Source organism: Paenibacillus sp. MDMC362 (assembly GCF_003269305.1).
Taxonomy (GTDB): domain Bacteria; phylum Bacillota; class Bacilli; order Paenibacillales; family Paenibacillaceae; genus Paenibacillus_AQ.
Window position 1 is genome coordinate 277545 of sequence record NZ_QLYT01000024.1, and the last position, 22231, is coordinate 299775.

The 22231-nt window shown below is 50.9% G+C and carries 20 protein-coding genes and 1 riboswitch; of the genes, 17 read left to right on the forward strand and 3 right to left on the reverse strand.

Annotated features, from left to right (window positions below; genetic code table 11):
• Nucleotides 1-64: 64 nt before the first annotated feature.
• From DP091_RS13765 to DP091_RS13775, 3 genes are read left to right on the forward strand one after another with little or no spacing between them, the layout of a single operon-like run.
• Nucleotides 65-802 (forward strand): (Fe-S)-binding protein, encoded by a 738-nt coding sequence (locus DP091_RS13765; protein ID WP_113058872.1) that lies wholly within the window; start codon nucleotides 65-67, stop codon nucleotides 800-802.
• On the forward strand, nucleotides 789-2309 hold the full coding sequence (locus tag DP091_RS13770) for a LutB/LldF family L-lactate oxidation iron-sulfur protein (RefSeq protein WP_113058823.1): 1521 nt from the start codon (nucleotides 789-791) through the stop codon (nucleotides 2307-2309). The genes DP091_RS13765 and DP091_RS13770 overlap by 14 nt, the downstream gene beginning before the upstream one ends.
• Nucleotides 2302-3042 carry a LutC/YkgG family protein gene (locus tag DP091_RS13775; protein WP_113058824.1) on the forward strand — a complete coding sequence of 247 codons (741 nt, stop codon included), beginning with the start codon at nucleotides 2302-2304 and terminating at the stop codon, nucleotides 3040-3042. Before DP091_RS13770 ends, DP091_RS13775 begins: the two co-directional genes overlap by 8 nt.
• 184 nt (nucleotides 3043-3226) lie before the next feature.
• Here DP091_RS13775 and DP091_RS13780 read toward each other — a convergent pair whose 3' ends face one another.
• Complete coding sequence (locus tag DP091_RS13780; protein ID WP_113058825.1) at nucleotides 3227-4081, reverse strand: SDR family oxidoreductase; 855 nt, start codon at nucleotides 4079-4081, stop codon at nucleotides 3227-3229.
• A 293-nt stretch (nucleotides 4082-4374) separates the two neighbouring features.
• Here DP091_RS13780 and DP091_RS13785 point away from each other — a divergent pair, with 293 nt between their 5' ends.
• Both DP091_RS13785 and DP091_RS13790 read left to right on the forward strand, forming a co-directional pair.
• Nucleotides 4375-5883 (forward strand): UDP-N-acetylmuramoyl-L-alanyl-D-glutamate--2,6-diaminopimelate ligase, encoded by a 1509-nt coding sequence (locus DP091_RS13785; RefSeq protein WP_113058826.1) that lies wholly within the window; start codon nucleotides 4375-4377, stop codon nucleotides 5881-5883.
• Between the two features lie 23 nt (nucleotides 5884-5906).
• Complete coding sequence (locus tag DP091_RS13790) at nucleotides 5907-6992, forward strand: PQQ-dependent sugar dehydrogenase (protein WP_113058827.1); 1086 nt, start codon at nucleotides 5907-5909, stop codon at nucleotides 6990-6992.
• 220 nt (nucleotides 6993-7212) lie between these two features.
• Here DP091_RS13790 and DP091_RS13795 read toward each other — a convergent pair whose 3' ends face one another.
• Nucleotides 7213-7860 (reverse strand): helix-turn-helix transcriptional regulator, encoded by a 648-nt coding sequence (locus tag DP091_RS13795; RefSeq protein ID WP_071220311.1) that lies wholly within the window; start codon nucleotides 7858-7860, stop codon nucleotides 7213-7215.
• 287 nt (nucleotides 7861-8147) lie between these two features.
• On the opposite strand from DP091_RS13795, the gene DP091_RS13800 reads away from it, so the two are divergent.
• From DP091_RS13800 to DP091_RS13850, 11 genes are all read left to right on the forward strand, one after another.
• Nucleotides 8148-8384, forward strand: coding sequence for a ferredoxin family protein (locus tag DP091_RS13800; RefSeq protein WP_015736133.1), 237 nt, complete (start codon nucleotides 8148-8150; stop codon nucleotides 8382-8384).
• 844 nt (nucleotides 8385-9228) lie between these two features.
• Nucleotides 9229-10389: an ROK family transcriptional regulator gene (locus DP091_RS13805; protein WP_113058828.1), complete on the forward strand. Its 1161-nt coding sequence runs from the start codon at nucleotides 9229-9231 to the stop codon at nucleotides 10387-10389.
• A 28-nt stretch (nucleotides 10390-10417) separates the two neighbouring features.
• Nucleotides 10418-11422: an asparaginase gene (locus DP091_RS13810; protein ID WP_113058829.1), complete on the forward strand. Its 1005-nt coding sequence runs from the start codon at nucleotides 10418-10420 to the stop codon at nucleotides 11420-11422.
• A 94-nt stretch (nucleotides 11423-11516) separates the two neighbouring features.
• A complete protein-coding gene (locus DP091_RS13815) occupies nucleotides 11517-13106 on the forward strand; it encodes a glutathione ABC transporter substrate-binding protein (RefSeq protein ID WP_113058830.1) in 1590 nt (529 codons plus the stop codon).
• A 114-nt stretch (nucleotides 13107-13220) separates the two neighbouring features.
• Entirely contained in the window at nucleotides 13221-14147 is a 927-nt protein-coding gene (locus tag DP091_RS13820; RefSeq protein WP_071220315.1) for an ABC transporter permease subunit, read from the forward strand.
• 12 nt (nucleotides 14148-14159) lie between these two features.
• Nucleotides 14160-15068, forward strand: a complete 909-nt coding sequence (locus DP091_RS13825) for an ABC transporter permease (RefSeq protein ID WP_113058831.1) — start codon at nucleotides 14160-14162, stop codon at nucleotides 15066-15068.
• A gap of 15 nt (nucleotides 15069-15083) precedes the next feature.
• Nucleotides 15084-16088: an ABC transporter ATP-binding protein gene (locus DP091_RS13830; RefSeq protein ID WP_113058832.1), complete on the forward strand. Its 1005-nt coding sequence runs from the start codon at nucleotides 15084-15086 to the stop codon at nucleotides 16086-16088.
• On the forward strand, nucleotides 16085-17074 hold the full coding sequence (locus tag DP091_RS13835; RefSeq protein ID WP_113058833.1) for an ABC transporter ATP-binding protein: 990 nt from the start codon (nucleotides 16085-16087) through the stop codon (nucleotides 17072-17074). Before DP091_RS13830 ends, DP091_RS13835 begins: the two co-directional genes overlap by 4 nt.
• Nucleotides 17075-17120: 46 nt before the next feature.
• Nucleotides 17121-18581 (forward strand): leucyl aminopeptidase family protein, encoded by a 1461-nt coding sequence (locus DP091_RS13840; RefSeq protein ID WP_113058834.1) that lies wholly within the window; start codon nucleotides 17121-17123, stop codon nucleotides 18579-18581.
• Nucleotides 18582-18610: 29 nt separating this feature from the next.
• Nucleotides 18611-19297: a copper homeostasis protein CutC gene (locus DP091_RS13845; RefSeq protein WP_113058835.1), complete on the forward strand. Its 687-nt coding sequence runs from the start codon at nucleotides 18611-18613 to the stop codon at nucleotides 19295-19297.
• Nucleotides 19298-19332: 35 nt separating this feature from the next.
• Complete coding sequence (locus tag DP091_RS13850) at nucleotides 19333-20286, forward strand: ROK family protein (protein WP_113058836.1); 954 nt, start codon at nucleotides 19333-19335, stop codon at nucleotides 20284-20286.
• A 394-nt stretch (nucleotides 20287-20680) separates the two neighbouring features.
• On the opposite strand, the gene DP091_RS13855 is transcribed toward DP091_RS13850, so the two are convergent.
• A complete protein-coding gene (locus DP091_RS13855) occupies nucleotides 20681-21208 on the reverse strand; it encodes a hypothetical protein (RefSeq protein WP_113058837.1) in 528 nt (175 codons plus the stop codon).
• 259 nt (nucleotides 21209-21467) lie between these two features.
• Nucleotides 21468-21598, forward strand: a riboswitch (cyclic di-AMP (ydaO/yuaA leader).
• Between the two features lie 3 nt (nucleotides 21599-21601).
• Between DP091_RS13855 and DP091_RS13860 the strand changes: the two genes are divergently transcribed.
• Nucleotides 21602-22078 (forward strand): C40 family peptidase, encoded by a 477-nt coding sequence (locus tag DP091_RS13860; protein ID WP_113058838.1) that lies wholly within the window; start codon nucleotides 21602-21604, stop codon nucleotides 22076-22078.
• Nucleotides 22079-22231: the final 153 nt, after the last annotated feature.

Sequence of the window (22231 nt, forward strand, 5' to 3'; positions counted from 1 at the left end):
CGGGGGGTTCTTGCTAGAGGCCGATTCTTCGGTCCATATCCTGATGATAAGCGGGGTGAAGATGTTGAAGATTTCATTATTTGTCACTTGTCTCAGCGATGCCTTGTTCCCGCGGGTAGCTGAATCGATGGCAAGACTGCTGGCAAGGTACGGCGTGCAGCTGGAATTTCCCGAAATCCAGACTTGCTGCGGCCAACCTGCTTACAACAGCGGTTATTGGGAAGAGGCGCGCATCAGCGCCAGAACGATTTTGGACGCTTTTGACGACAGCGACTTTGTGGTGTCCCCTTCGGGGTCCTGCACGTATATGATTCATCATTATCCGGATTTGTTCAAGGACGATCCCGTTTACCTGAATAAAGCGAAAGCGCTTCAATCCAAATGCTATGAGTTTACGCAATTCCTCGTTGACGTGCTGGGTGTGTCCGATGTTGGCGCAGTCTATCCGCAAAAGGTAACCTATCACCCATCCTGTCACGGAAGCCGCTTGCTCGGGGTTAAGGAGCAGCCAATGAAACTGCTGAGTCACGTCAGAGGGTTGGAGCTCGTCCCCTTGCCGTTTGCAGAGGATTGCTGCGGGTTCGGCGGAACGTTTGCCGTGAAAATGGCGGACATTTCGGGGGCGATGGTCACAGAGAAAAGCGATCATGTGCTGGAGACCGAGGCATCCGTGCTTGTCGGTCTCGATATGGCCTGCCTTATGAATATTGCCGGCAATCTGCGCCACCGGGGCGCGAAGGTTCAGGTCAAGCATTTGGCCGAGCTGTTGTATGAGGGGGTGGGCGTACATGAGCACAGCTGAATCGAATGCGCAAACGGTTAAGGTACGTGCAGGTTACGCCCTCAACAATGATTTTCTGCGCAATGCGGTGAAGTTTACGACAGAGCGGCTGCGGCTCGGCAAAAAGCTTGCGTCGGAGGAGCATGGCAACTGGGATGAGTGGAGGGAACGGGGACGCCAAATCCGGCTCCATACTATCGCTCACCTGGATTATTATTTGAATGAGTTTGCTGAGCAGGCCAGGGCGAACGGAGCCCATGTCCATTTTGCGGAGACGGCGGAAGAAGCGGTCGCGATCTCCCTTGAGATTGCGGAGCATAAGTCGGCCAAGTCCGTCGTGAAATCAAAATCGATGGTGTCCGAGGAGCTGCATTTGAACAAGGCGCTCGATTCGATCGGAGTGGAGGCCGTCGAAACGGATCTCGGCGAGTATATTATTCAGCTGGCGGATGAAACGCCTTCTCATATTATCATTCCCGCCATCCATAAGAACCGTTACCAGATTGCGGAGCTGTTGTCTGCAGAGGCAGGCGAAACGCTGCCGCCCGATACGGCGATTATGGCAGGTTTTGTCCGCATGAAGCTGCGAGAAAAATTCCTTGAAGCCGACATTGGCATGACGGGGTGTAATTTTGCGATCGCCGAGACGGGTTCAATGGTGTTGTTCGAGAATGAAGGCAATGCCCGCATGGTGACGACGGTGCCCAAGACGCAGATTACCCTGATGGGCATGGAGCGGATTATTCCGTCATGGGCGGATCTCGAAGTCATGGCTACCTTGCTCCCGCGTTCGGCGACCGGTCAGAAGCTGACGGTATACATGTCCGGTATCAGTGGTCCGAAAAGAGAACTGGATGCCGATGGACCGGACGAGATGCATATTATCATCATTGATAACGGACGTTCTCTTCAGCTCGGCGACCCCGAATTTCAGGAGCTGCTTAACTGCATACGCTGCGGCGCCTGCCTGAATGCCTGTCCCGTATATCGCCATATTGGCGGGCACGCCTATGGAGGCACGTATAGCGGCCCAATCGGTGCCGTATTAACGCCGGCCTTGAACAAGAACGTCGCGGAATGGGACGATATAGCCAATGCATCCAGCCTGTGCGGCGCTTGTTATGAAGCATGCCCCGTGAAGATTCCGCTGCATGATATGCTGGTATCCCTGCGCCGCCGGAAGATTGAAGCCGGGCGCGGTGACAAGCTGGAAGCGATGGGCATGAAGGGCTTCTCGGCGATCATGGGGAATGCCAAGCGTTATCGCAGCGTGGTATCCCTCGGAAAGTGGGGCCAGAAATTGGTGGTTCGAGGCGGCGAGATTCGAACGCGGATCGGACCTTTGAAGGGGTGGAATTCATACAGGGTAACCCCAAGTCTCCCTAAGCAATCCTTCCGTGACCGATGGCCGGAGATGGAGCAGGATATTCGCGGAACTTCCGGGACAATGGACCCTGACATCGCAAACCGATTGAAGGAGCGGCTTCAGCAGCAGAAGTTCGGAAAGGAGGAGAAGGCCCATGACTAACGAAACCGAACGCAGCTGGCTGAGCCGTCTTGAAGAACAGTCTCGCAAGAAGCAGGAGCAGTTCATGGATGGAATTGCCGCGAAGCTGGGCAGAAGCCGGGTTCGCACCGCTCCGGAGCACCCTTTCCGCGGTGCCCCCGATTTCTGGAATGAGTTTGAGTGGCCGCTCGAGGAGAGGATTACGCAGTTTACCGCCAACTTTGAAGCGGCAGGAGGCCATGTGGTAAGGCTGAGCCATCACGAAGAGGTCAGCCGGTTTATTAGGGACAAAGCGATGGAGATGAGTGCGGCTACGATTCTTCGTCAGCAGGAAGACGCGCTGGACCGCCTGGGGCTGGAAGAGAGCTTGCCGGAGGCGCTTGTTCTTTCCTGGAATGAGGCAGCGGACACGGACTGGAGGGCTGTCGCTGCCAGAGCCGATTTTGGTGTCGTCATGGCGGATTATGCTGCGGCGTACACCGGTTCGATTACGGTGAAATCAGCTCCGCATAAAGGACGTTCGGTCAGCCTGCTGCCGACCGTGTTAATAGCCATCATCCCAATAGAGCGAATGGTTACCCGATTAGGCCAGATTCTGGTTCAGTTTGACCAGGCCGGACGCGAGCAGCTGCCGGCGGGAATCCATTTCATCTCGGGCCCGAGCCGTTCCGCCGATATCGAGAACGATCTTACGATTGGCGTTCACGGGCCAGGCATCGTGTACGCCCTGCTGGTCGATTCCTATGAGAATTAACGAATAATACAGGTTGCAGGATTAGCCCCAAGCAAGAGCAGTTACAGCATGCTCACTGGCTTGGGGCTAATTTAAGATAAGGGAATGTATAAGTTTGCAGTAAAACTGATAATCGCTATGTTTCCTCTAAATGCAGTCTGTCCACTGTGAAAGCACGTCGATAGATGTTTTCTTAAGTATGGGGTTATTTGCCCCTGCGTGTCAGTTCGGCCAGCCGTTCCCATTGCTCATGAGTCACTTCAGCCAGGTCGTTGAATTGTCCCGCACCCCGGAGCCATTCGCCGCCATCGATGGTGATCACGTCACCATTAATATAACCGGCATAATCGGAGATGAGATACGCGGCGAGATTAGCTAATTCCTCTGCATCCCCTACGCGTTTTAGGGGGATGCGATCGATCATCTTTTGCTCCAGGTCCGGCGTGGGCGATAATCTTGACCATGCGCCTTCGGTCGGGAATGGCCCCGGGGCGATCGCGACTTGTCGGATCCCGTAAGGGGCCCATTCCACCGCGAGGGAACGTGTCAGCGCAAGCACGCCCGCTTTTGCGGCTGCAGAAGGGACCACATAGCCAGAGCCTGTAGAAGCATAAGTTGTGACGATGTTAAGCATCGTTCCGCCTTTGCCCTGCTCAATCCAGCGTTTGCCGACTTCAAGGGTTGCGTAAAAGGTGCCATGCAGCACGATGTTCAGCACGGCATCTACAGCCCGGGGAGAGAGGCGCTCGGTAGGGCTGATGAAGTTCCCGGCTGCATTGTTGACAAGCACGTCAATACCTCCGTAATGCTGCTCTGCCGCATCAACAAAAGCCGAAATCTGCGCAGGGTCTCGAACGTCGCAGCTTTTGTACCATACCTCGCAGCCTTGCTGTTTTAATTCTTCAGCGGTCTGCTGTAGAACCTCCTCCCGGCGTCCGCATATGGCGAGTTTAGCGCCAAGCTGCGCGAATTTCTCTCCCATGGCGCGCCCAAGTCCCGTGGCGCCGCCCGTAATCATTACGACTTTATTTTGAAGCAAATCGTCCGTGAACGGTCCCATCGATGGTTCTCCTTTCAAGCAGATATGGAATAACGGAGTGGATTCTCGTCCCGCATCCTATATTCTTGCAGGCTGCATCAACCACTTTTAAATCATAATTGCAACCGCTTACTTTCAGCGTAACATGGTTAACACTTCCAGTCATCACATTCTTGTTTCAGAATGCCCCTGCTTGGTTAGGTTAATAAGAAATGTTGGTTAAAACGATACATAGTCGTAAATTCTACATCTTATATATGACACTGCCACCTGAACCTGGGATATTGATTACATCACGAGATGAGGAACCTGACATGATCCTGAAATCACTGACGGAGCGGCTGATTCTTAAGACGATAACGGGCAGTTCATCTGTGGATATTACGAACCTGGATACAGATTCAAGAGAGATCCGGCCTGGCGGCTTGTTTGTCTGTGTTCCAGGCTTTCACGTTGATGGCCATGACTATGCCTGGCATGCGATACGTAACGGCGCTGTTGCCATTGTGGCTGAACGGGAGCTGCCGGGACTACCAGAAAACGTTACACATATAAGGGTACCGGATACCAGAAGAATTCTGCCGATTCTCGCAAACGCCTTTTTTGGAGATCCTACCCAGCAATTGAAACTGATCGGAATAACCGGGACAAACGGCAAGACAACGACAACGCACATGGTAGAAAAGATACTGAACGACACTCACCGCAAAACGGGCATTATCGGTACCCTGTATATGAAAATCGGAGATCTTATGGAGAAAACGCTGAATACCACGCCGGATACGATCCAGCTGCAGCGTTATTTTCACACGATGGCCACCCATGGCGGGGCCTATGCCGTGTTGGAGGTGTCCTCCCACGGATTGGACATGGGAAGAGTGCGTGGTTGCGATTTTCAAACCGTGGTCTTTACGAATTTGTCGCATGATCATTTGGACTTCCACCAGAATATGGAGAGCTATCGCAATACGAAGGAGCTGTTGTTCGCCCAACTGGGCAACAGTAACCGTGACATGCTGAAGAAGGCGATCCTGAATGCGGATGATGAAGCATCATCCTATTATGCAAAACGCACATCCGCACAGATCGTAACCTATGGCATTCGAAACGAGGCTGATGTTCGGGCAACGCATATTCAAAACTTGCGGGAGGGCTGCAAGTTCCATGTAGACACGCCATGGGGACACGGCGACTTCAGTCTGAAGGTGCATGGTGTTCACAACGTGTATAACGCGCTTGCCGCCATAACCACTTGCTTGCTGGAAGGGATACCGCTTGAAGAAATCTGCAGAAGTCTAGAACAGTTTGCAGGGGTTCATGGACGTTTTCAAGAAATAGAGACGGGACGAAGATTTCGCGTGGTTGTGGATTATGCGCATAATCCGGATGGACTTAAGGCAACTTTGCAATCGGCCAAGGAAATTACGGCGGGCAAAATGATATGCGTGATGGGCTGCCGGGGCGAAAGGGATCGGTTGAAACGTCCGATCATGGCGGACATTGCGGCTTCATATTCAGATTATGTGTTGTTCACGACGGACAATCCGTTCTCGGAGGATCCGGAGCAGATTATGGCTGAGATGCTGGGAGGCTTAACCTCGCATGAGGCAGGGAATTGGGAGGTTATCCTGAACCGTAAAGAAGCCATTCAACGAGCTGTGGAATTGGCAGGTGACGAGGACAGGATCATTATTACCGGACGAGGACATGAGACCCGTTATGTAGCTGGCAGCCAGATCGAATCGTTTAGCGATGAGGATATTGTGATGCGTTCATTACAGGACATGGAGCAAGGCATCCAGATGATGACACCGGAGCTATAAAATTCACCGGGAGGTGCTGGATTATGAAACGAAAGGGACTTGGCGCTGTGTTAACCGCGGTTGTGCTTCTTCTTGCTGCTTGTACACAGTCTCCCCCTGCCAAGGAAGAAGGGAGGCAGGAAGACCATCGGGAAGAGAAATACGATTCCTCGTATCATGTGCTTGCAGAGCAGTTGAGGACCCCTTGGTCGATCGATTTTGACGGCGATACGATTTATGTCAGCGAGCGGGAAGGAAACATCGTTCAGATCAAGGACGGCACACTAACCAGGCAGTCGGTACAAACCGAGAAGCCGGTCGCCCACCAAGGAGAAGGCGGATTCCTGGGCTTTGCGTTAGCCTCGGATTTTCAGGATTCCGGCAAGGCCTTTGCCTACCACACCTATGATCAGGGTGGAAAGATTATGAACCGGTTGGTCCTTTTGAAGCAGGACGGGAATCAATGGACAGAGTCGCAAGTCTTCCTGGAGCGTATTCCCGGCTCTAATGTGCATAACGGAGGCAGAATTGCAATCGGACCCGACGATATGCTCTACGTAACGACAGGGGATTCGGGAGAAGGAGAGCTTGCGCAAAACCAGGAAAGCCTAGCAGGCAAAATCTTGCGATTGACGCTGGATGGCAAGGTACCGGCGGATAATCCGACTGCAGGCTCTTATGTCTATACGCTAGGGCATCGGAATTCACAGGGCTTGGCCTGGAATTCGGAAGGTGAATTGTACAGCTCAGAGCATGGACCGTCAGGTACGCCTGGCGGACACGATGAGATTAATGAGATCACGGCCGGCAGCAATTACGGCTGGCCCGAGATCTATGGCGACGATAGGTTAGAAGGCATGAAGCTCCCGATTTACCATAGCGGCGAAACGGCAATCGCACCTTCCGGCATCGCTTTTGATGAGCAGGACCGCTTGTACGTGGCAACTCTTCGCGGCCAGATGCTGTACCAATTTCGGCCGGAGGACGCCTCGCTTGAGGTTGTATTGGAAGGTGAAGGCAGATTAAGAGACGTCAAAGTCCATGACGGCAAAACCTATGTCATTACCAACAATACGGATGGCCGGGGTGTGCCTTCCGATCAGGATGATCGACTGCTGGTGCTGAAATAATCCAAAGAATTGGACATGTCTTGCGATTTAAGAGAATAGAATAGGACAAGGACAATAAGAAAACGTCTATCGACGTACTTTCTCAGAAGACAGACCGCATATAGCGGAAGTTTTTCTTGCGAGATAAGGTGGGTAAGCTTCTGAAGTTTATACTTCCTTATCTCTAACAAAAAAAGGCCCCTTCCCGTATGGAAGGAGCCTGATGTGGCAATAACAGATATTATGTTTGCTTGGCTTCGGTCTGTTTTCGAATACGGTATACACATTTTTTGTCGCCCTTGGCAAGGCACTCGGTGCGTTCCACATCCGCTTCCAGCAAGGATTGAAACAGGTCAAGCTCACAGCGGCATGCGTGTTGGAACCGATTGGCTACCTGGGATATAGGGCAATTCAGTTCCTCGAGGAGGTATTCTTCCTCGGTGACTTTTTTGTAATCTACCATATATCCGTTGTCATTCTGAATCTGAGCAAGGGCAGCAACCCGATCTTCTAGAGCATCGGCTTTCACCGTAGGCGTATACTTGTTCAGCAATGTATCCTTTCGCTTGTCGAACAGCCGTGAAATCATTTCGTCACCGGCCTCGTCCTGCAGCTCGTTCAGCAGATCGAGTGCAAGCGCATGATAGTTTTTAGGGAAAAAATCCTCGGCGGATTCCGTAAGACTGTATAAGGAGACGGGTCTTCCCATCGGCTGTTTCACGGTTCGATAGGTGATGTAACCCTCACTCTTCAAGCTTTCCAGATGGCGCCGGACGGCCATGCCTGTTATACCCAGTGCCTCGGTTATGGATTTTGTGCTGAGTTCACCATTTATTTTTAACATTTGCATGATATACTCGCGGGTACTGTATGCGACTTCTTGATCCACTATAATCACCGCCTTGTTTCTCGATGAATGCTTTCTTTTTCAACTAAAAAGGTTAAAAAGCAATATGTCTCATCTTATGTCTTTACCTTCTATAAGTCAACCGGAATGGCAGTTTTTGAGGCTATCATCACGCGGTTTATTGACAATTGGCATGATTAACCACATAATTATGATATATTTTAGTATAAAAAGTATGGAAACCAAGGAATGATGAAGATTGTGCTTTTGCAATGATAGCCAGCCGAAAGATTGAAAGATTATTTACACTCGGGAAGGTGGAATGACGGATGTATGTTATTGGCTCAGCTTGTATCGAAGAGAAAGCGGGAGAATGCGTTGACGTTTGCCCTGTGGATTGTATAGAAGAAGGAGATGACCAGTTCTACATCGATACCGATATTTGTATCTCCTGCGGGGCTTGCGAAGCGGCTTGTCCGGTGGCGGCCATTTTTTATTTTGAGGATCTGCCGGAAGACCAGAAGCATTATTTCGATAAAGCGGTTGAATACTACAAGAACAAGTAGGGCGCTCATGCGCTCCGGTTTGAGTCGGTCGGACGCTCCGGTTTGAGTCTATCCGCTCTGTTGTCCGTCCGTTTCGGGAATGGAATGGGCAAGGTAGAAACGGACTCCCAAAGGATCGGCTATCCTCAAACCTCCGCTGGTGGGAAAGTTCAAAAGATTAAAGATAAGAGACTAAAAGATAAGAGATTAAAGATTAAATGATTAAAATAGAAGAGCAAGGATTACACGTTGTAATTCTATATGTGATGCGATTAATAGTCGGAAAATATAGCGATGTTTAAGCTGCACTCATGCGTTAATCAAAATACGTGTTCTCTATACATAAGCCATCCGGGATATTCGAGGCTCCTCGAATTAATTTCTCGGGTGGTTTAATTCGTTATGGGAGGATCATGCAAGGAAGCCCTTGAAAACCTAGGATCCTAGCGGAAATATGACATAGTTCCTCCTTTTGAAGCCATCCAAGGATGAAGAATGTTCCCATCATTCTTTTCTTGGGTGGCTTTATTCATGAATTAACAGGGCGGTGTTATTTACATTTTAGAAAAATTTACGTCAGGTTGATGTCATATTGTTCACGGGACGTGGCCATTTGTATGTATACACGAGATTGATTTTCTTTCATAAAATTGTGAAACACTTACATTTCCAGAAACAAAAAAATATTAATTTAAATGTGTCATATATATTGACACATTTACAAAACGCGTTTTATTATTAATATCACTGGAGAATAAAAATAATAAATTTGACAATAATCACGGTTTTTTGATGATTCCGGATCGTTTTATTTAAAAAAATGATCTTATTAATCTACTGGTGAAATTAAATAGGGGATGTCTTCATGAAAAAGCATGATCAAGACTTTATGAAGCGGCAGAACAGACTCACAGTATTCCAAATCATCAAGAACGAACAGCCGATTTCAAGGGCAGCGATTGCCAAACAGACGGGAATGAGTCCGACAACGGTCAGCCGGATCGTATCGGAGCTGACGGAAGAAGGGTACGTTCACGAAACAGAAGAACAAGCCTCGGCCGGACGCGGAAGAAAGTCCTCCTTAATAAGACTGCTGGATACGGCGGTCATCTCGATCGGCGTTGAGCTTGATCGCCATCAAGCCAATATTGGATTCATCGATGTTCAGGGAAGTGTGTTGTGCAGCGGCAGTTTTCCGAGATCGCCGGAGGATTCGGCAGAATCCACGGTAGCCCGAATTGCGGGCACCATTGAAGAACTCATCCTGGAATGCGATATTGATCGCAGACGGGTGGTAGGGATTGGCGTGGGACTGCCGGGCATCATCGATGTTGATGCCGGAGTGGTCAATTTCTCGGTACAGCTTGGTTGGAAGAATGTGAGGCTTGCCGAGAGACTCAAGGAATTAACCGGGCTTCAATCGGTCGTAGACAATGAGCTGAAGGTAAAGGCGTTGGCGGAGCAGCTTAAGGGATCGGCATACGGCTCCAACCGGACGGTCCTCCTTGGGTTCGGTAATGGCGTGGGCTCAGCACTGATCCTGGAAGGGGAAATTTACCGCGGGGTGACCAACAGCGCAGGGGAAATCGGACACACGACGGTGGACCCTGAAGGTATGATGTGTGACTGCGGTAAAGCCGGTTGCCTCCAAACCTATATCAATATACCGTCCTTGTTGTCGGAAGCCAGCAAGATTAAACCCGTTCGTACGATTGAGGAACTGTTCGCGGAAAGACGGGCTGGAACACGATGGGCGACCTATTTAATCGATAGAGCCCTTGCGTATATGGCGATTACGATCAATAACGTCGTCAGCATGTATAATCCGGACAGCGTCATATTGAGCGGCGAGATCCTGGACAAGTTCCCGGAAGTTTACGAAGAGATCACCGATCTGTGCTACTCACAGTATATCTGGGAACCGCTTCAGGATTCCTTTACGATTGTCCGCTCCGAGCTTCACGAGCATGGGGTCATCATCGGATCGGGACTTGTCGCGCAGGATCGTTATTTTCAACTGAATTAATTCATCTGGAGATCGGGGGAGCAACATCATGGGATTTGTGCCATTAGTAGAGGAATATCGCGGAAATGTACTGGAGAACATCCACTACGGAGCGATCAGTGTTGTAGACGAGAACGGGAATGTGGTTTACGCAGCGGGTGATCCGCATCATATGACTTTTCTGAGATCGGCGGCTAAGCCGTTCCAAGCCATACCTGTGATGAAACGCCGGATTGACGAAGTATACGGACTAACCGGGGAAGAAACGGCATTGTTTGCCGCTTCCCACCGGGGTGAACGCTTCCACATTGATGCATTGGAATCTATTTTGAAGAAAACGGGGATTCAGGAAGAAGCGCTTCACTGCTGCGCAACTTATCCACTGAACGAGGATGCCAAGGCGCAGCGCCATCGGGATCATGAGGACAAACGTCGGATCTTCCATAACTGTTCGGGTAAGCACAGCGGCTTGATTGCCCTATGTAAGCATATGGGCTGGGATGAGAGCACGTATTATAAGCCGGAGCATCCGGCTCAGCAAGAAATCATTGAAACGCTGGCTTATTTTGCCGAGGTTCCGGTTTCCTCGATTCCGCAAGGCATTGACGGCTGTGGCCTTCCCATCTTCGCGCTTCCGCTGGACCGTATCGGGTACGCCTTCCTTAAGCTGGCTTGCCCGGATTTGATCGAGGACGCTGAGACGGCGGAAGCAGCTGCCAGAATGGCAAAACGGATGAATGAGTATCCGGATATCATTGCAGACACCAAGTTTGTGTGCTCAGCTTTGCTCCGGGACCACAATTTGACTGCCAAGGGCGGCGCCAAGGGCGTGTATGGCATCGGTCTTCGAAAAGAACGCTTGGCGATCTCGCTTAAAGTGTCCGATGGCTCCGAGCAAGTATGGCCATGCATCATCGCTTCCATCCTGGAGCGTCTGGGTTACGGCAATCAGGCTACGATCGACCGCTTGTATGCGCTGGTACCGAATGAGATTTTCAATGATGGCGGTACGCTGGTCGGCGAACGCCGCGCGGTATATGAATGGAATGTTTAAGACGTGAGGAACTCAAGGCGATCGGCAGGATGTTATTTGCCGAAGCGGCGAGTGAATCTATAGATATTCACTACATCAAAGGGGGAGTAAAACAATGAGATTCAAAGGTAGAACATGGTCACTGCTCATGCTGCTGCTCGCATTTACGATTGTTGCGGCAGGCTGCGGCGGAAACAGCGGAAGCGGCAAAGGGGCAAGTGAAGGCGGCGGCGAGACCAAGCCGGTGACAAAAGATAACAAAGATGTTGTCATTGCAATTAACGCCAACTTCATTACACTTGACCCTCACAATGCCGGAGACACGCACTCCATTTCGGGTGCACGCACGATGTACGAAGGTTTGATGGGTTTCAACGAGAAGATGGAACTCGTTCCTGTACTGGCTGAAGATTACAAGATCAGTGAAGACGGCCTGACGTACACATTCAATCTGCGCCAGAACGTGAAGTTCCATGATGGAACGGATTTCAACGCAGAAGCCGTAAAAGCCAACCTGGATCGCATCATGGATGAAAAGAACAACCTTAGAATGCGTAAAAGCTTCTCTGCCGTCGCCGATGTTCAAACTCCGGATGACCACACGGTTGTCATCACCCTTAGTCAGCCGTACAACGCTTTCTTGAACAAGACCGCGATGGCGCTGATGATCAGCCCGAAAGCGCTCAAAGAAAGTGCTGACATCACGAAGAATCCTGTAGGTACGGCAGCATACAAGTTCAAGGAATGGATTCAAGGTGACCGCCTTGTTGTTGTAAAGAATGAGGATTACTGGCAAGAGGGTCTTCCGAAGGTCGACAGCATTACGTTCAAACCGGTACCGGAGAACGGTTCCCGGATCGCAATGCTGAAAACGGGCGAAGCGGACTTCATTTATCCAATGCCAACGGAGCAGGTCTCTGAAGTAGAAGGCGATTCCAATATCGTCATCGACAAGATCGATTCCACGATCGTTCGTTATATTACGCTTAACACCATGAAGAAGCCTTATGACGATCTGAAAGTTCGTCAAGCCATCAACTATGCAATCGATAAAGATGCTTACATTAAAGTCGTTAAATCCGGACTGGGTTCGAAGTTGAAGTCTTCCATGTCATCCATGACACAGCACTATTCCGAGCAATCCGGTTATGATTACGATCTGGAGAAAGCAAAATCCCTCTTGGCGGAAGCAGGCTATCCGGACGGATTCGAAGCAGAGCTCTGGGGAGAGAATGATTCCGAAACGATGAAAGGCATGCAGTTCATCCAGCAGCAGCTGGCGCTTGTCGGAATCAAAGTCGACGTAAAATCGATGGAAGGAGCTACCCTGTCCGATCAGATTAACTCCGCTACGCCGGAAAACGCAAAAATTCAAATGTGGTATGTAAGCTGGTCCCCATCGTCCGGTGATGCCGACGGCGCAACCAAAGGTCTGTTCAGCAGCGAGTTCTTCCCGCCGGCTGGTTCCAATACCGCTTACTATAAGAACGACAATGTAGACCAATGGATCAAGGATGCCAACGCATCCGTCAAAGCGGAGGATGCAAAAGAAATCTATGCCAACATCCAAAAACAAATCTGGGAAGACGCTCCTTGGGCATTCCTCGGGGTTGATCAGGTCATAACCGGCAAGAGAGCTTATCTTGAAGGCGTTAAAGCCCTTCCGGACGGATCGATCAGCGTGATCAACGCAGAAGTCAAATAATCAGGCTGCGAAGAGCTTGCTAAACGTATACCTTGTGGTGGGCCGCCTCTTGAATCAATAAGGAAGCGGCCCATCGTATTTTAAAAGCAGGCATGTTGAAAGGAGGCACATCCTTTGGGAAGATATGCAATTCAGAGGCTGCTGGGTGTAATCCCGCTGTTGTTCGTTGTATCCATTCTTGTATTTATGTTCATTCACCTTATTCCTGGAGATCCGGCACGACTTGTTGCAGGTAAGGATGCCACCCTTGAGGAGATCAACGGGATTCGAGAGCAGCTAGGCTTAAACTTGCCGCTATGGCAGCAATATGTGAACTATATGAGTGATCTGTTGAAGGGTGACTTGGGTGTATCCGTTACTTCCAATCTGCCGGTAACGGACATGTTGGAAAGCCGGTTTTTCCCGACCATTGTCCTGACCTTTACCAGCCTTGGCTGGGCATTGGTTATCGGTCTGATCATTGGTATCATATCCGCCGTCAATCGCGGAAAATGGCCGGACTATATCGGAATGTTGACTGCGATATCCGGTATTTCCCTGCCAGGATTCTGGCTTGGTCTTGTACTGATTCAAATTTTTTCCGTTGAGCTTGGTTGGTTCCCGACAGGCGGTGTCGACAGCTGGCAATCCTATATTTTGCCTTCTTTTACGCTAGGGGCCGGGATTATGTCCATGCTGGCGAGATACTCCCGTACGTCGATGCTAGAAACGATGCGCGAGGATTATGTCCGGACCGGACGCGCGAAGGGTCTGCGGGAATTCGTTGTTGTCGGAAGGCATGCGCTTCGCAACTCCTTGATTCAGGTCGTAACCGTTGCTGGGCTGCAGTTCGGATTTTTGCTGGGCGGCTCGGTTATGGTTGAGACCGTATTCAGTATTCCGGGCATGGGGCGTCTCTTGGTAGACTCGATCGCTTTCCGGGACTATACCGTCATTCAAGCACTTTTACTGCTGTTTGCAGCGGAATTTATCCTGATTAACCTGATTGTTGATTTATTGTACGGTGTACTGAATCCAAAAATCCGGTATGCATCGAAATAGGAGGGGGAACTCATGAGCGACAATTCAACAGTGACGGTCCATTCCTCCGCGCCGGAGGATATGCTTGCAAAGAGCCAGGCAACTGGCAAATTCAGAGCGTTTACATCTAAATTCATGAAACAAAAGCTTGCCGTAATATCAAGCGGATTTATCTTGTTACTACTTGTGCTGGCGGTGATCGGTCCGCATATCGTTCCGTATCCTCCGAATGAGCCCAACTACGATGCGATGATGCAAGGCCCGTCGGCTGCCCACTGGGCGGGCACGGATGAGTACGGCCGCGATATTCTGAGCCGCTTGATTGACGGAACCCGGTTGACCATGGCGGTCAGCTTAAGTGCGGTATTCATATCCGCAGTTCTCGGCACGATTCTCGGCCTGATCAGCGGCTATTATGGCGGCTGGATCGACCGTCTCATTATGCGGGGCAGTGACGTCATGTTTTCCTTTCCTGACCTGCTGCTAGCCATTGGAATCGTAGCGATTTTGGGGCCGGGATTATCCAATGTGGTGATCGCGGTGGCGGTCTTTGGCACACCGTCGTTTGCCAGAATTATTCGAAGTGTAACACTCTCCGCGAAGGAGTCTTTATATGTAGAGGCGGCAAGATCGATGGGTGCCAAGCATAACCGGATTATATGGAAGCATATTTTTCCAGAGACGGTTCCCAGCATCATCGTCAACGTGTCGATGCGAATCGGCGGCGCCATTCTGGCAGCTTCTTCGTTAAGCTTCCTCGGACTCGGGGCCAAGCCGACGGAACCGGACTGGGGCGCTATGCTCAGTATGGGGCGCGATTATTTAAGCATTGCACCGCATATCGTGTACTACCCTGGACTATTGATATTCCTGACTGTGCTAGCATTCAATCTGATCGGTGATGGACTGAATGATGCCCTTGATCCGAAGACCAAAAACTAATAGGGGGGATAGATCGTGACGCAAACATTGCTTGAAGTAAAGGGTCTCAAAACCGAATTCAAACGCGATGGCTCATCGGTGCTTGCCGTAGCAGGGGTCGATTTTCACATCAATAAAGGCGAAGTGCTTGGACTCGTGGGTGAATCCGGATGCGGCAAAAGCGTGACCTCCCTGTCCATCATGAGACTTCTTAAGGATACGCCCGGCCGAATATCCGGGGGCTCGGTGAGTTTTGAGGGCAAGGATCTCGTACAATTGTCGGAAAAAGAAATGCGCCGCTATCGCGGAAACGAGCTGGCCATGATCTTCCAGGAACCGATGACCTCCCTGAATCCCGTTCTTCGTATCGGGAAACAGCTGGAGGAATCCATCATGCTGCACTTGGGTTATAGCCGCAAAAAAGCGCGGCAGCATGCCATCGACTCGCTCAAACTTGTCGGCATTCCGCGTGCGGACGAGGTCGTGGATGACTATCCGCACCAATTGTCCGGCGGTATGCGGCAGCGGGTCATGATTGCGATGGCGATGTCCTGCAATCCGAAGCTGTTGATTGCCGACGAGCCGACCACGGCCCTTGACGTCACGATTCAAGCTCAGATCCTGGATCTGATGAACCGACTCAAGACCGAGCAGGAAATGGGCATGCTGCTCATTACCCATGACCTTGGCGTCGTGGCCGAAATGTGCGACCGGGTGGTTGTCATGTATGCAGGCAGAGTCGTGGAAGAGGCGACGGTTGAAGAGCTGTTCGAGAATCCTCAGCATCCGTACACCAAAGGGCTTATTAATTCAGTGCCCAAGCTTAGACAAAAGGTACGCCGTTTGGAATCCATTCCAGGGAATGTGCCGGATCTGCGGAACATGCCGCAAGGCTGCAAGTTTGCTCCGCGATGCCCGTTCGTAATGGAGCAGTGCCTCTCCCAGGAGCCGGAGCTTCTCCCTGTCGCACATGAAGAACATCGTAAGAGCCGCTGCTGGCTGACACAGGAAGGTCATGCGAAGGGAGGAGAAACCGCATGAAAGAAACACCTCTATTAGAAGTAAAGAATTTGCAGAAATCATTCACGGTGAAAAAAGGCTTCTTCGGTACATCCAAGCAGCTTCGTGCCGTGGATGGAATCTCCTTCGCGATCCATAAGGGCGAGACCTTCAGTCTGGTTGGCGAAAGCGGCTGCGGCAAATCGACGACCGGCCGCCTGGTGACCCGTCTGCTGACGCCGAATAGCGGCCAGGTGCTGTTTAACGGAACGGATATTAGCGGATACAATGAGAACCAGATGCGCCCGCTGCGCAAAGACATGCAGATGGTCTTTCAGGATCCGTACGCTTCCCTTAATCCAAGGATGAAGGTCAAAGAACTGGTAGCAGAGCCCTTGCTCATCCATACCAAGCTGAGCACCAAGGAGCGGGACAAACTGGCCTGCGAGCTTCTGGAAACGGTCGGATTAAACAGTTTCCATGCCGAGCGTTACGCTCATGAGTTCAGCGGCGGTCAGCGGCAGCGGATCGGCATTGCCAGAGCGCTGTCCGTGCGTCCGAATCTGATTGTTGCCGACGAGCCTGTGTCCGCGCTGGATGTTTCCATCCAATCGCAGGTGCTGAACCTGCTGCAGGATCTTCAAGAGGAATACGGCCTGACTTATCTGTTCATCTCCCATGATCTCAGCGTGGTTGAGCATATCAGCGACCGGATCGGCGTCATGTATTTGGGAGCGCTCGTAGAGACCGCCGATAAAGATACGCTGTATGACCGCCCGCTGCATCCTTACACTCAAGCGCTGCTATCCTCGGTACCCGTTCCGGATCCGAAGCAGAAGAAGGAACGGATCATTCTGAAGGGTGATCTGCCAAGTCCGGTGAATCCTCCGACAGGCTGCCGCTTCCATACACGCTGTCCTTCCTGCATGGAAGTGTGCAAACAGATTACGCCGGTATATCGTGAGGTTGAGCCGGGCCATCAGGTGGCATGCCATTTATATGACGAAGAAATCATGAAAAAAGCTTAACACACGCATAACAGCGATGATTCTCTTATAGAGGAGGGAAGGTTCGATGAACATCACAATAGATGAAGCGCACCTGACAGATACTTCGATTTATGTGGTCTATGAGGGCGAGGAGTCTCGTTTTCGTTTAACGGAATCTCGAAAGCAGCGCATGACGCTGACGTGGTTCTATGGCCGCTCCGATCAAGAAACGGATGCTCTCGTTGTCGGCATGGGGCAGCGTTCGAAGCTGACGTTGGAGCAAGTGCGCAGAACAGGCGCATCAGCTGCAAGAGCATTGCTCAAGGAGAATAAAACAGGCGGAGCGCTGATTCGCCCCTCAGTCCGAGATGGCGGGTCTTCTTCCCGGATTTCGATACAGGAAGAACTCCAGGCGTGGGTGGAAGGCTGGATGTACGGACTATATCAATTCAATAAACATCGCGGGGTTACGGCCAATCTGCAATCCCTGTCTCTTCATCTTCGACTAGAAGACTGGGAGGGGCTTTCCCGCAAAGATCTGGAAGCCGTCATACGAACGGCAGAAATCCGGATCGAAGGAACGCAGTTCACCCGAGACCTGGTGAATGAGTCTCCGGAAACGTTAAATCCGGAAGCGTTCGTAGCGGTTGTTGAGGACCGTTTCAAGAAGGCACCCGTTCAGCTACATGTATATCGCGGACAAGAGCTCCGTGATCGGCAGATGAACGGTCTGATCGCCGTGGGTGCCGGCAGCAAATATGATCCCGCCATGATTGAGATTTCCTATAATGGGGCGGGATCCGGTAAGGAAAGCCCTCATATCGTGCTTATCGGCAAAGGCGTAACCTTTGATATGGGCGGCATGAACGTTAAGATCGGCCGAGATATCAGCGATGCTCGTATGGATATGGGGGGCGCCGCAGCCGTCGTGGGAGCCATGGATATTCTGGTATCGCACAAAGCTCCGGTACGCGTAACAGCGCTGATCGCCGTTGCGGATAATTTATCGGGACCGGATGCGATGCTTCCTTCTTCCGTCGTTCATTATCCGAATGGTTTAAGCGTTCAGGTCGCGAATACGGATGGGGAGGGCAGATTGATCATTGCGGATGCCCTGCTGCATGCATCGAATCTTGGCGCAGATAAAGTGATTGATATCGCAACCCTCACCGGTAATGTCGGAGCCGCATTGGGCTTGGAGATCGCGGGCATCTGGGGCGATCCGCAGATCACGGCCGATATGGTTGAGATCGGTGAGCGTAACGGAGAGCGCTTATGGCCTATGCCGCTGATGGACGAGTACGAATCAGAGCTTAGAAGCGATTACGCGGATCTGAAAAACGTCGGTACGTCCACTTTGGCTGGCGCTATAACGGCTGCGCTGTTTATCCGTCATTTTGTGGCGGATTCCATGGAATGGGTGCACATCGATATGGCGGGCACGGTTCAGTATAAACGGGAATTCCCTCATTCGGCAGCGGGGGCTACCGGATATGGCGCGAGATTGCTCGCGGATTATGTGGAGAAGCAGTTTCTCCAAGCATAAAGAATCAACTTCAATAAGGAGTGACGATGATGCTGCTAGAAATTATCGCAACATGCGTGGATGATGCCATCACAGCAGAGCAGAATGGCGCGGACCGCCTGGAATTGATCACAGCGATCACCGAAGGCGGGCTTACGCCGGGAATCGGGCTTGTTGAAGAGGTCGTGAAAGCCGTTCAGATTCCTGTTCATGTCATGGTCAGACCTCATAGCAGATCCTTTGTGTACAACGAACATGATATAGCTACCATGATTGCGGAGGTGAAGGCGATTCGCAAGGCAGGCGCAGCTGGCGTAGTAATCGGCATGCTGACTCCGGAAGGAAAGATCGACGAGGTCTCCTTAGTCAAAATGCTGGAATGGACAGGTGATATGCAGGTCACGTTCCACCGGGCTTTTGATGAATTGGAGGATCAGTTCGAAGGGCTTCGTACATTGCAGAAATACCGGTCGGTTACCCGCGTCTTAACGTCTGGCGGGCCGCAGCCTGCACCGCAAGCCATCCCGAGAATTCGGGAGCTGGTAGAACATACGGCAGGAAGCGAGCTTAAAATATTGGCAGGCAATGGCCTGAAGTGGGAAATCATACATGATTTTATCGACCAGACCGGCGTGAGCGAGGTGCATTTCGGCTCCGCTGTCCGGTATGGCCGATCAGGGCTGAAGCCCATTGATCCGGTTGAGCTGCGATCATTGGCTGACAGCTTACATCATTAGAAGTAGCAAACCTATCGGAAACAGGTGAACAAAAATTGCAAACCGTATTGAATAAACAGCAAGAATTTGTGGTTGGCGTTGACCTTGGGGGTACGAAGATCGCGGCAGCGCTCTTTGATTCCGAAGGACAGCTGCTGAACCGGGAGCAAATGGAGACGGCAGGCGCGCGTACGGCCGAAGAAGTGGTTACGAGAATTACGAATATGATTCGCAGCGTCTCGGGCGGCCAATCGCTCCGAGGGGTTGGCATGGCTTCGCCGGGAACGGTTAACAGCCGGGAGGGCATTGTCATCCATGGGACGAATCTGCCGCAATGGACGAATGTTCCCCTCAAAGCATGGATGGAACGTGAGCTGCATACGGAGGTTCAGGTGCTGAATGATGCTAATGCAGCCGCATGGGGAGAGTATGTAAGAGGTGCCGGAAGAGGGGCGACGAACATGGTGTACGTGACGCTGAGCACCGGTATCGGCTCAGGCATCGTGCTGGATGGGAGGCTGTTCCTGGGCAGCAGTTCCTTTGCTGGGGAACTGGGACACCATATCATTGATCCCAGCGGTCCGCAGTGCAATTGCGGCAGCCACGGCTGTTGGGAGGTATTTGCTTCTGGAACAGCCATCGGACTCGCAGCATCCCAGCGAATGCTTACCCAGCCAAGTGTCATATCAGAACTGGCGGCAGCTGATGCGGGAGTGAACGCCAAGCATGTATTCGAGGCCAAACGTCTTCAAGACCCCGTTGCAATGGAGGTCATTGATCGTGCCATCTATTACATGGCGCTTGGACTGGTTAACGTCATTCACAGCTTTAACCCCGATCGCATCGTCATTGGCGGGGGTGTGAGCAGAGCAGGTGAGCTGTTGTTCCCGCAGCTGCGGGAAATGACGGATAAGCTGGTCATGCCGTCCTATTTAGGGACGTACGAGATCGTTCCTGCAGGACTTCGGGACGATGTTGGTCTGGTTGGAGCTGCGGCTTTGTTCCAGTAGCATAGGCCTGAAGAGAATGATACGAATAGGATCAATGATAAATAGATACCAGAAAGAGCGCTCGGAATGACGACGTAGTATCCAGTTACCTAGCTAAAGAGAAATCAACAAAAGCCGCCCTCAGAAGGGCGGCTTTCCAATTATTCATAGAGAGAGCGGGAAACGGAGCGATCATTTATTTGCGTCATAAGTCCGTAACAAGTAACAAGTGATAGGCGTGAACCGTAAACCGTCATCCGTTTGCGCTGGAGTCGATTTTTTTGGTTTCTGGTTAGGTTTGTTTGTATCCGACAAACAATAAACGGTTGCTCGCACTTTCCCGCCCGCCGGCGGAAACCGCCGGCTCCAAACCCGCACGTGGGGTGACCTGCAGGCTTGGAGCCGGCGGCTGTCGCTATTCCATGTACTTGGATGCGTCAAACGTAATCAAAGACGTATGATTGGCATGCTCAATCAGCGAAGAGAGCTTGGTTACCTCGCGTTCCTTCTTGCGGGCTAGCGCCTGATAAGCCTCTGGATCATATAAGGCGACGTTGAACAGCGTTATGGCACCGTCTCCGCTGCCACGGCTGCTCTGGCGCTCCAGCTTCTTGCGGGAACCGAGATGGGCAAGCTGTCCGATATCGCTGCGTATTTGTTTGGCCAGCTCGATCGCTTCCATGATCGTAATGTCGGAGCCGTTCCAGGGAATAGTCTGCGTGGTATTGGAGATTGCCATCAGCAAATCCAGCTTCCTATAATCCGCCGCGGCCGCTTCGATTTCTTCCGTAATGGCATCTACGCTGCGCGTAGGGTATTCCGCCGTCTCCCCTTTTTCAATAATCGTGCTGCTGTTGTTCAAGCGTTCCGACATCAACTGATTGATGAGACGGTTAATTGCTGCCCGAACAGCTAGTGCTTCTGCCATCGTTATTTGACTCATAAGTGATGGATCACCTCTTTAATTTCATTTCTGATATGTAAACGCATGGATTTGTAAAAAGTTGCTAGATTAATTAAAAAAGCAGCGCGGAAAGGAGAACAGAGTTACATAATTGTCATGACTGAGTGAGACGGTTAACCAATCTCCTGCCGAAATTCTTCATCTTTACGACAGCTCCAAACATAAAACGATAGATTTTTAGGATATCATTGACAGCATCCTTGCTTGTATACTATATTAAGAGAAGGTTACAAAACGTTAATGAATTTTGCCGAATTTCGTTTGTGAAAACGGGGGAACCGTCTTGGGTGAATTACTCTTGTATAGAGAGTATAGGGAACCTTCAACCGAACCCTTAGCTAACTCCGTAGGCATCGAAGGAGAGAACATATTTTGAAGAAGTTTGTCATCACTTTGCTAGGGTCTGCAATTATTTTTTCTTCTGGTGCCGTTTCAGCATTTGCTGATCAACAACCGAATTTTCAGTATCAAGTGAAGCAATTGGTAGGAACTCCATACAAATGGGGCGGAACGACTACCAGCGGGTTTGATTGCTCCGGATTTATACTGTACATGTTTAGAAATTTCGACATTGATCTTCCGCGCACTTCCCAAAGCCAGGCTCAAGCCGGTGAACATGTGGATCGCCAAGATCTGCGGGTTGGAGATTTGGTATTCTTCAATACGAGCGGTAGCGGAATTTCTCATGCAGGCGTTTACATTGGTGACGGACAATTTGCACATGCTTCCAGCAGCAAGGGAGTCAGAATCAGCAAGCTTAGCGATTCCTATTACGAGCCGCGTTATGTCACGGCACGTCGTGTTTTGAGTCAAGAAAACTATGCAAAGCTGGTAGGAAGCGCAAGCTAGTTGGATTACGCAGCCATTTAGAGTACGATACATAATCAGAAAGCCTGACAAAGGGATGACCTTGTCAGGCTTTCTTTTTTTAGATATGAGAGAGTATAAACTTCGAAGCTTGTGACTTCCTGATATCGCAAGAAAAACTTCTACTAACTGTCT

Excerpts from the sequence above, each read along its gene's own strand:
- DP091_RS13780 (WP_113058825.1), bottom strand. The coding sequence starts at position 4,081 with ATGGGACCGTTCACGGACGATTTGCTTCAAAATAAAGTCGTAATGATT.
- DP091_RS13790 (WP_113058827.1), top strand. The coding sequence starts at position 5,907 with ATGAAACGAAAGGGACTTGGCGCTGTGTTAACCGCGGTTGTGCTTCTT.
- DP091_RS13845 (WP_113058835.1), top strand. The coding sequence starts at position 18,611 with ATGCTGCTAGAAATTATCGCAACATGCGTGGATGATGCCATCACAGCA.
- DP091_RS13825 (WP_113058831.1), top strand. The coding sequence starts at position 14,160 with ATGAGCGACAATTCAACAGTGACGGTCCATTCCTCCGCGCCGGAGGAT.
- DP091_RS13805 (WP_113058828.1), top strand. The coding sequence starts at position 9,229 with ATGAAAAAGCATGATCAAGACTTTATGAAGCGGCAGAACAGACTCACA.
- DP091_RS13775 (WP_113058824.1), top strand. The coding sequence starts at position 2,302 with ATGACTAACGAAACCGAACGCAGCTGGCTGAGCCGTCTTGAAGAACAG.
- DP091_RS13815 (WP_113058830.1), top strand. The coding sequence starts at position 11,517 with ATGAGATTCAAAGGTAGAACATGGTCACTGCTCATGCTGCTGCTCGCA.
- DP091_RS13785 (WP_113058826.1), top strand. The coding sequence starts at position 4,375 with ATGATCCTGAAATCACTGACGGAGCGGCTGATTCTTAAGACGATAACG.
- DP091_RS13810 (WP_113058829.1), top strand. The coding sequence starts at position 10,418 with ATGGGATTTGTGCCATTAGTAGAGGAATATCGCGGAAATGTACTGGAG.
- DP091_RS13840 (WP_113058834.1), top strand. The coding sequence starts at position 17,121 with ATGAACATCACAATAGATGAAGCGCACCTGACAGATACTTCGATTTAT.
- DP091_RS13855 (WP_113058837.1), bottom strand. The coding sequence starts at position 21,208 with ATGAGTCAAATAACGATGGCAGAAGCACTAGCTGTTCGGGCAGCAATT.
- DP091_RS13835 (WP_113058833.1), top strand. The coding sequence starts at position 16,085 with ATGAAAGAAACACCTCTATTAGAAGTAAAGAATTTGCAGAAATCATTC.
- DP091_RS13770 (WP_113058823.1), top strand. The coding sequence starts at position 789 with ATGAGCACAGCTGAATCGAATGCGCAAACGGTTAAGGTACGTGCAGGT.
- DP091_RS13800 (WP_015736133.1), top strand. The coding sequence starts at position 8,148 with ATGTATGTTATTGGCTCAGCTTGTATCGAAGAGAAAGCGGGAGAATGC.